We start from the raw sequence: 6,291 nt of genomic DNA, 5'->3' as shown, positions 1-6,291 counted from the left end.
CGGAGGAGGCGGGGATTGTCTTCAGGCGCTTTGGTGTCGTATTTCTGGAGGGAGAACGCTGAAGATCGAACTCGGGCACCTCGTGGCCTTCACCGTTCAGATGGCCCTCGCGGGAGTGCTGCTCACCTTGCCCCTGGGCGTGGCGCTCGGGTTCTGGCTTGCCCGTACTGCTCGCTGCGGAAAGAGCCTCGTCGAGACCCTGGCCACGCTGCCTCTCGTCTTGCCCCCCACGGTCGTCGGACTCTTTCTCCTCGAGCTCTTTGGACGCAACCGGCCCGTGGGTCGCTTCCTGTACGATCACTTCGGACTGAGCGTCGCCTTCACCTGGCGGGCCGTGGTGATGGCGAGCGCGGTCGTGGCATTCCCCCTTCTGGTGCGAACCGTGCGAACCTCCTTCGAGGAGATCGACCCTCGCCTCGAAGCCATTGCCCGCACCCTGGGAAGGGGCCGGCTCAGCGTGTTCTTCAGCGTGAGTCTTCCCCTGGCCTCGCGGGGAATCCTCGCCGGGTTCATTCTCGCTTTCTCGCGCGCTCTCGGCGAGTTCGGCGCGACCATCATGGTGGCGGGCAATATTCCCGAAGAGACTCAGACGCTCTCGCTCGCCATCTTTCAACTCGTGCAGCTCGGTCGCGATCCCGAGGCCTATCGTCTGGCTGCCGTCACTGTGCTGGTGGCGCTCGTTGCGATCTGGCTCGCCGACCGGCTTTCGAGACGGCCTCGGTCGAAGTCCGTCGCTCTCCGATGATCCACGTCACCGTGCGGCTTCCGCTCGACTCTTTCGAGCTCGACGTGTCGCTCGATCTGAACGAGCCGATGACCGCCCTCTTCGGCCCCTCCGGCGTGGGGAAGACGTCGCTTCTCGAGACGATCGCCGGCCTCCGTCAGCCCGCCGAGGGAGAGATCCGGATCGACGAGGAGTTGTTGTTCTCATCGCGGCAAAGAGTCTGGTTGCCACCGGAGCTGAGGCGCGTCGGTTACGTGCCCCAGGATGCTCTGCTCTTTCCCCACATGAGCGTTCGCCGCAATCTCGGTTATGGAAGCCGCCTGGTGAACCGTAAAGACCTACAACTCTCGGTCGTCTACTCCAGTCGTCGGATCAATTGTGCGATGGGCGGAGGTGCCTTCTCATGAAGGTAGGCTTCGACACCGCTAATCAACCCCGCTCTGACCCGATTCACTTCTTCCAGGACTTGCTCGGAGGTTTGGGTAAGTGAGAAGCCGCACGCCGAGGGTTGCATTTCGGTTCCTACGAGGTTGATGAGCACCGCTTCCGCGTTCATCCCGCCGTCAATCTCTTCGCCGAGCGCGATGAGCGTTGGGATGTCCAGCTCTTCGTCCTCGTCGAAGAACCATTTCAAGTCGTAGAGATCTTTCTCGCTGGCTCGGCTCACCAGCGTCGCGGATTTCATTTTCAGGAGCGTCTGTGGCGTGGCGACGACGACACCGTCGCTCGCCGCCAAACCGGAGCCCAGGTCGAAGAGATTCGCGTCCAACACGACTTGCGCGGTGAAATCGTGTCCGGCCAGCCGGCACGTCGTGTGATAGAAATGCGCCGAGCTCCGTTCATCCGTCAACGTCGTCCCGACGTCGCCGAGCGATCTCACGGCGAGGACGGTGGCCTTGTGCGCCATTTCGTCTGCGGTAAACAAGTCGAGGTCGTCGGAGCGTCGATGGCCGGCGTAGTAGCCGGCGAGGGCCGTGCCCCCTACGAGCATTGCGCCCGCGATCTCCTGGGCGAAGACGTGCCTGAGCGCCCGGTAGAGTGGCGGTGGCAGCACCCGTGCCGCTAGGCCGCCGTCCGGTTTTCGTGCCATGACCACAACGTCCTCAACTCACGGCGACGAGCGGGATGGATGTGCCGCTCATAGTCGGGAAACCGGTCCCAGACGAACGCCCCGAGCGTCGCTTCCGCGGCGTAAAGGCCGTAGACTTCCACGAATCGACCGATCGCGCGCGGATCCCGCGCGTTCAACGCCACCGCGAAATCGTCGAGATCGGGATAGACACGATCCCAGAGCAGCGTGACGAGGAGCTGGTCGTGAGCTTCGGGCTCGAAGCACGGAAGCGGCTTGGTGAGCTCCTCGGCCGAGACCCCGAGGACCTCGCTCAGCTTCAGCAGGTGCTTGCCTTGGACGTTCGCCTCATCGCCGCGAAACCATAGCGACACGGCCTGGCGGCTCACTCCAATGCGTCGCGCAAGCTCGGCCTGGCTCCAACCGCGCGCCTTTATGAAGGCGCGCAACGCCCTAACATTCAACATATCAACCTAATTAGCACACGCTGAAGCCAGTTGTCAAGTATACTTGACGATGCCTTCGTCCTCGATCGTCGGCTGGGATCGGCACTTCGAGGGAGGTCCTCCGCCCATTGATGAATTTGATAACAGGAAGCTTCATAGCTGGCGGAGTCGGTGCAGCGAATTTCCTCGCGGATCCTCTCTGAGTCGTTCCGACTCCGTGGCTCAGCGCTCCGTTGGAACGAGGTGCTCGAGCTCTTCGAGCCAATTGAACGGTCTCGACTACCCCAATGGTTTGCCGACCTCGCCGCCCACGAAGCGTCAGTCTCTTACACAACGCGTGCGTTTTTCATGCCCTTTCGCGAGCTCTCTAATCGCTTCGCTGCGTCATTCATCGCGCCAACCAACGCACTGCGTCGGCACTAACCGCTCAAGCTCACGGACCAGGAGAGAACAACTTCGTATCGCGAGAGGCCGCGATAGGGGTCGTCCTCGTCGGACTCGGGTCTGACGACGAACAAGAACCGCCCGTCCGGGTGGACGTCGTCCCTCCCCGTGGCCCCACCGACGGGCACGGATCTCTCCCGACGGGGCCCGCCTCGTCCTCGACCCCAAAGGTGGCGCGGACCTTTGGCTCTACGACCTCGCGCGCGGCGCTCTCACGCGCCTCACCATTGCCCCGGCTACGCCAACCGCGTTCGCTCCAACTACCGGAGGGAGGATGCGAATCCACCGGGGCAGAACAACGACATCGCGCCTCCCAGGCGCGCTCTGCAACCTGCCTTCGGTGTGGCGCAAGGATGAAAATCCTTGCTTTCATCATCGAACCCGAGGTCATCCGCCGAATTATTCGCGCTGCGCGCTCACATCTATCGCGGCTCGCCATCCGCGTGTTGTTCGCGAGAATCCGCCGGCGGCGGCTCAGTCGGTGTCGTTTCCAGGGCCACTTCCCGATGGCCGAGGCACGAGATTCGTCATCCTCCGGACTTTGCCGGCGTTGAAACTATAATTGTGGTTGCACGTGGCTTTGAATATAACTACAATTGTAGGTACACGTGTACGAGATCGAGATTCATGAGGCTGCTGAAGCCGAGCTCGATACCCTACGTCCGTACGACCGCAATCGCATCCTCGACGACATCGAAGAGCAGCTGGAGTTCGAGCCGGGTCTAGTGACGCGACGAAAGAAAGTGCTCGAAGCGGTGGAGCCGCCCTGGGATCAACTTGGACCGGTGTGGCAGCTCAGTGTCGGCGATTTCCGCGTGTTCTATGACATCGTCGAAAAAGATCGGCTCGTCATCGTTCGTGCCGTGCGGAAGAAGCCTGCACACCGGACGACCGACGAGATACAGTAGGAGGGCCTTAGATAGATGAAGTTCATCACGGTTCGCGACGCCAAAGCAACGTTGAGCGGAGCCATCGAGGACAGTCAAGAACAGAAGATCGTCATCACGAAGCACGGCAAGCCCGTATGCATCTTGATTGGATGCGAGGGCTACGACATCGAAGACGTGCTGACGATCGCCGATCCAGCGTTTTGGGAAATGATCGAGGAGCGCCGCAAGAAGGGCCGAACTCGTTCACTCGCGAGTGTGCGAGAACGATTCGCGCGAAAAGACGCTCACTCGGCTCGCCAGCGCTTGACGAAGTCAAGGAAGAAGCGGTCCTCGACAGAGTGATGTCGGCTCGAACATCCAGAGGAGTCGGGAGTCTCGAGAAAGAGAACGGGGTCAGTTCGGGATCAGTGGGAGCGCTACGGCTAAGGAGACTAGGCTCTATCAAAGCATTACGGAGGGACCGATGAGTGACGACATTCGCGAGCTAACCGACGAGGATTTCGCACGGGCCCGCACAAACAACGCCTACGCATCATTCGTGGGGAGATCGATCACGAAAAGGATATCCCGGCCCTCCGCCGCTTTGCTGGCCTGACGCAGGAGGAGTTCGCTCAAGCGTTGGGTATCAGTGTCCACACGCTGCGCAATTGGGAACAAGGTCGGCGAACACCCGAGGGCCCCGCTTTGGCGCTTCTACGAATCGCGGCTCGCCATCCGCGTGTCCTTCGCGAGAACCTGGCGGCGTCGGCTTAGTTCGAGGACAGTCGCGACGGTTCTTGGTCACGAGGAGCCACCTCATCTCGCGTGCTCTCGGTAGCGAGATACGATCTCCGCACCTGCCGCTCGGACGATTGATAGTTCCGATAGGAACGACTAGATTTCCCCGATGTCACTCAAGGCCGGAACCCGGCTCGGCCCGTACGAGATCGGCGCTCCCATCGGCAAGGGGGGCATGGGCGAGGTCTATCGTGCGCATGACACAAAGCTCGGGCGCGATGTTGCGGTCAAAGTTCTTCTCGCTCACGCCCAATGGGTTCTTAGCTTACCCAAGATGCTCAGAGCATACTTTCTGTACGATCGAGAGCTCCTGAGAGAGCTCACGCGGCTCGCCTATGAAACCGTTCGTGACATGATGGTCACTGCCATCGACGAACCCACGGCTCGCCCCGGCATGGTGGCAGTGATCCAGATCTTCGATTCTCCCTCAAGTGGAACCCGCACATTCATGCCCTCGTCACTCGCGGGGTTTTCCTCGACGAGGGATTGTGGCAACCGATTCCCTATGTGGACTCTCATTAGGCCGAGCTTCTCTTCCGGCACAAGGTTCTGGGACTTCTTCGAAACCGTGAGCTCATCACCCAGGAGCGCATCGACCTGCTCTTGTCCTGGCGGAATTCGGGTGTTCACGTTCACAACCGAACCACCGTCTATCCCAGCGACTCCGAGGGGCTCCACCACTCGTGGCTTCAAGGGCTACGCTTTCTCGAGCTTCGACCATGTGCCATCACGGTGTCGGCGCCAGGCGCTCGAGCTCGGAGAACCAGTCGAGGACGAGGACGAGATTGCCCGTGCCCTCGCCCGGGGTCCCTCCCACCATGAGAAACCGTCCGTCGCGACCCACATCGTAGGTGGGCGTGTAGGGCGTCAAGAAGGGGAACGAGAAGAGCAGGCGCGGCATGTCGACCCGGAGTGCGGGCTCGGCGACGACGCTCACCGCGAACAGGTCCGGCGTGGTACTTGCGGGCCCTCGACGGCGGAAGTAGAGCTCGCCGCCGTCGGCGCTCCACCCCGGCTCCTGCCCGCCTTGACTGGAAACGCGGATCGGCGGCCCCTCCTCGTCGAACGGCCGAAGCCAAATCTCCGGCCTTCCGGTTGCGTCCGAAGTGTAAGCGATGAAGCGGCCATCCGGAGACAGAGCCGCTTCGATCTCGATGCCGTCCGTCTGCAGGATCGTGCGGGGATCGCCCCCGTCGATCGGGTAGCTCAGGAGCCTTCGGGCGTCGCCTGCGATCCGCTCGCCGAGGATCTCGCGCCCATCGGGCGTGTACGTCCAAAGCGAGTCGAGGATCACGTCCGGGATCAGGAGCTCGGGCTCGTTCTCGCTTCCGTCCGAGGCGATCCGATAGAGGACGCGACGGGTGAAAGAGAGAAACGTCACCCGGCGCCCGCCCGGCTCCCAAACGGCAGACTCGGCCGGCTGATTGATCCTCAATGGTATCGGAGGCCGACCCGTCAGATGTAGACCCAGAGCTCGCCCCTGGGTTGCGCCGTCTGCACCAAGACACGATTGCCGTCGGGAGACAGGCGAAACGCCGCCAAACCTCGCTCGGGGTCGGCAATCGCCGTCTCGCCGACCTCTCCTGTGCGGTCGACCCACACCAGCGAATCGCGACCTCCGGTTCCTGAGCTCACGACGTAGCCCAAGATGCCGTTGCCGTGCGGCGTGACGGCGAACTGGCCCGCCCCGGTGGGGTTGACCTCGACGTTGTCGGCGATGGGCACGGCGTCCCCGGTGAGCTCGAGGCGATCGATATCGAACGGAGCCGCGTATAGCGCGAAGCCTTCGGTGAACAAGACGTGGCCGGTCGGGACGTACCGCGGCTGGGTTCCCGAGGACAGGATCCGGTGGCGTCCGGTGGCGAATTCGTGGACGGCGAGCTGGGTCGATTCGAGCGCGCCCGACCAGACGGTGAAGAGCACCCCTTTACCGTTCGGGAG

11 protein-coding genes are annotated in these 6,291 nt (G+C 62.1%); 5 read left to right on the top strand and 6 right to left on the bottom strand.

From position 1 onward, the window contains the following. Positions 1-100: 100 nt before the first annotated feature. On the top strand, positions 101-745 hold the full coding sequence (gene modB, locus VEK15_22360) for a molybdate ABC transporter permease subunit (protein HXV63461.1): 645 nt from the start codon (positions 101-103) through the stop codon (positions 743-745). Next, a complete protein-coding gene (locus VEK15_22355; protein HXV63460.1) occupies positions 742-1,131 on the top strand; it encodes an ATP-binding cassette domain-containing protein in 390 nt (129 codons plus the stop codon). Before modB ends, VEK15_22355 begins: the two co-directional genes overlap by 4 nt. On the opposite strand, the gene VEK15_22350 is transcribed toward VEK15_22355, so the two are convergent. The 3 genes from VEK15_22350 to VEK15_22340 form a co-directional block, all read right to left on the bottom strand. Further along, positions 1,080-1,814 (bottom strand): hypothetical protein, encoded by a 735-nt coding sequence (locus VEK15_22350; GenBank protein ID HXV63459.1) that lies wholly within the window; start codon positions 1,812-1,814, stop codon positions 1,080-1,082. The genes VEK15_22355 and VEK15_22350 overlap by 52 nt on opposite strands. Beyond that, the gene (locus tag VEK15_22345; GenBank protein HXV63458.1) at positions 1,787-2,260 is read right to left on the bottom strand and encodes a helix-turn-helix transcriptional regulator; all 474 of its coding nucleotides are present in this window, start codon (positions 2,258-2,260) and stop codon (positions 1,787-1,789) included. Before VEK15_22345 ends, VEK15_22350 begins: the two co-directional genes overlap by 28 nt. 398 nt (positions 2,261-2,658) lie before the next feature. Beyond that, positions 2,659-2,811, bottom strand: coding sequence for a hypothetical protein (locus tag VEK15_22340; GenBank protein ID HXV63457.1), 153 nt, complete (start codon positions 2,809-2,811; stop codon positions 2,659-2,661). 480 nt (positions 2,812-3,291) lie between these two features. Between VEK15_22340 and VEK15_22335 the strand changes: the two genes are divergently transcribed. The 3 genes from VEK15_22335 (at position 3,292) to VEK15_22325 (ending at position 4,326) form a co-directional block, all read left to right on the top strand. Continuing rightward, the gene (locus VEK15_22335; GenBank protein ID HXV63456.1) at positions 3,292-3,591 is read left to right on the top strand and encodes a type II toxin-antitoxin system RelE/ParE family toxin; all 300 of its coding nucleotides are present in this window, start codon (positions 3,292-3,294) and stop codon (positions 3,589-3,591) included. A 15-nt stretch (positions 3,592-3,606) separates the two neighbouring features. Beyond that, positions 3,607-3,915, top strand: coding sequence for a type II toxin-antitoxin system prevent-host-death family antitoxin (locus VEK15_22330; GenBank protein ID HXV63455.1), 309 nt, complete (start codon positions 3,607-3,609; stop codon positions 3,913-3,915). A 189-nt stretch (positions 3,916-4,104) separates the two neighbouring features. Next, positions 4,105-4,326 carry a helix-turn-helix domain-containing protein gene (locus VEK15_22325; GenBank protein HXV63454.1) on the top strand — a complete coding sequence of 74 codons (222 nt, stop codon included), beginning with the start codon at positions 4,105-4,107 and terminating at the stop codon, positions 4,324-4,326. A 357-nt stretch (positions 4,327-4,683) separates the two neighbouring features. Here VEK15_22325 and VEK15_22320 read toward each other — a convergent pair whose 3' ends face one another. The 3 genes from VEK15_22320 to VEK15_22310 all read right to left on the bottom strand — a co-directional run. Continuing rightward, positions 4,684-5,043: a hypothetical protein gene (locus VEK15_22320; protein ID HXV63453.1), complete on the bottom strand. Its 360-nt coding sequence runs from the start codon at positions 5,041-5,043 to the stop codon at positions 4,684-4,686. A gap of 34 nt (positions 5,044-5,077) precedes the next feature. Continuing rightward, entirely contained in the window at positions 5,078-5,785 is a 708-nt protein-coding gene (locus VEK15_22315) for a hypothetical protein (GenBank protein ID HXV63452.1), read from the bottom strand. A gap of 20 nt (positions 5,786-5,805) precedes the next feature. Next, positions 5,806-6,291 (bottom strand): hypothetical protein (locus VEK15_22310; GenBank protein ID HXV63451.1); only part of this gene is annotated, 486 nt, incomplete at its 5' end.

Source organism: Vicinamibacteria bacterium, assembly GCA_035620555.1.
Classification (GTDB): domain Bacteria; phylum Acidobacteriota; class Vicinamibacteria; order Marinacidobacterales; family SMYC01; genus DASPGQ01.
This window is presented reverse-complemented; position numbering and strand designations above follow the sequence as displayed.

Excerpts from the sequence above, each read along its gene's own strand:
- VEK15_22350 (HXV63459.1), bottom strand. The coding sequence starts at position 1,814 with ATGGCACGAAAACCGGACGGCGGCCTAGCGGCACGGGTGCTGCCACCG.
- VEK15_22355 (HXV63460.1), top strand. The coding sequence starts at position 742 with ATGATCCACGTCACCGTGCGGCTTCCGCTCGACTCTTTCGAGCTCGAC.
- VEK15_22330 (HXV63455.1), top strand. The coding sequence starts at position 3,607 with ATGAAGTTCATCACGGTTCGCGACGCCAAAGCAACGTTGAGCGGAGCC.
- VEK15_22345 (HXV63458.1), bottom strand. The coding sequence starts at position 2,260 with ATGTTGAATGTTAGGGCGTTGCGCGCCTTCATAAAGGCGCGCGGTTGG.
- modB (HXV63461.1), top strand. The coding sequence starts at position 101 with ATGGCCCTCGCGGGAGTGCTGCTCACCTTGCCCCTGGGCGTGGCGCTC.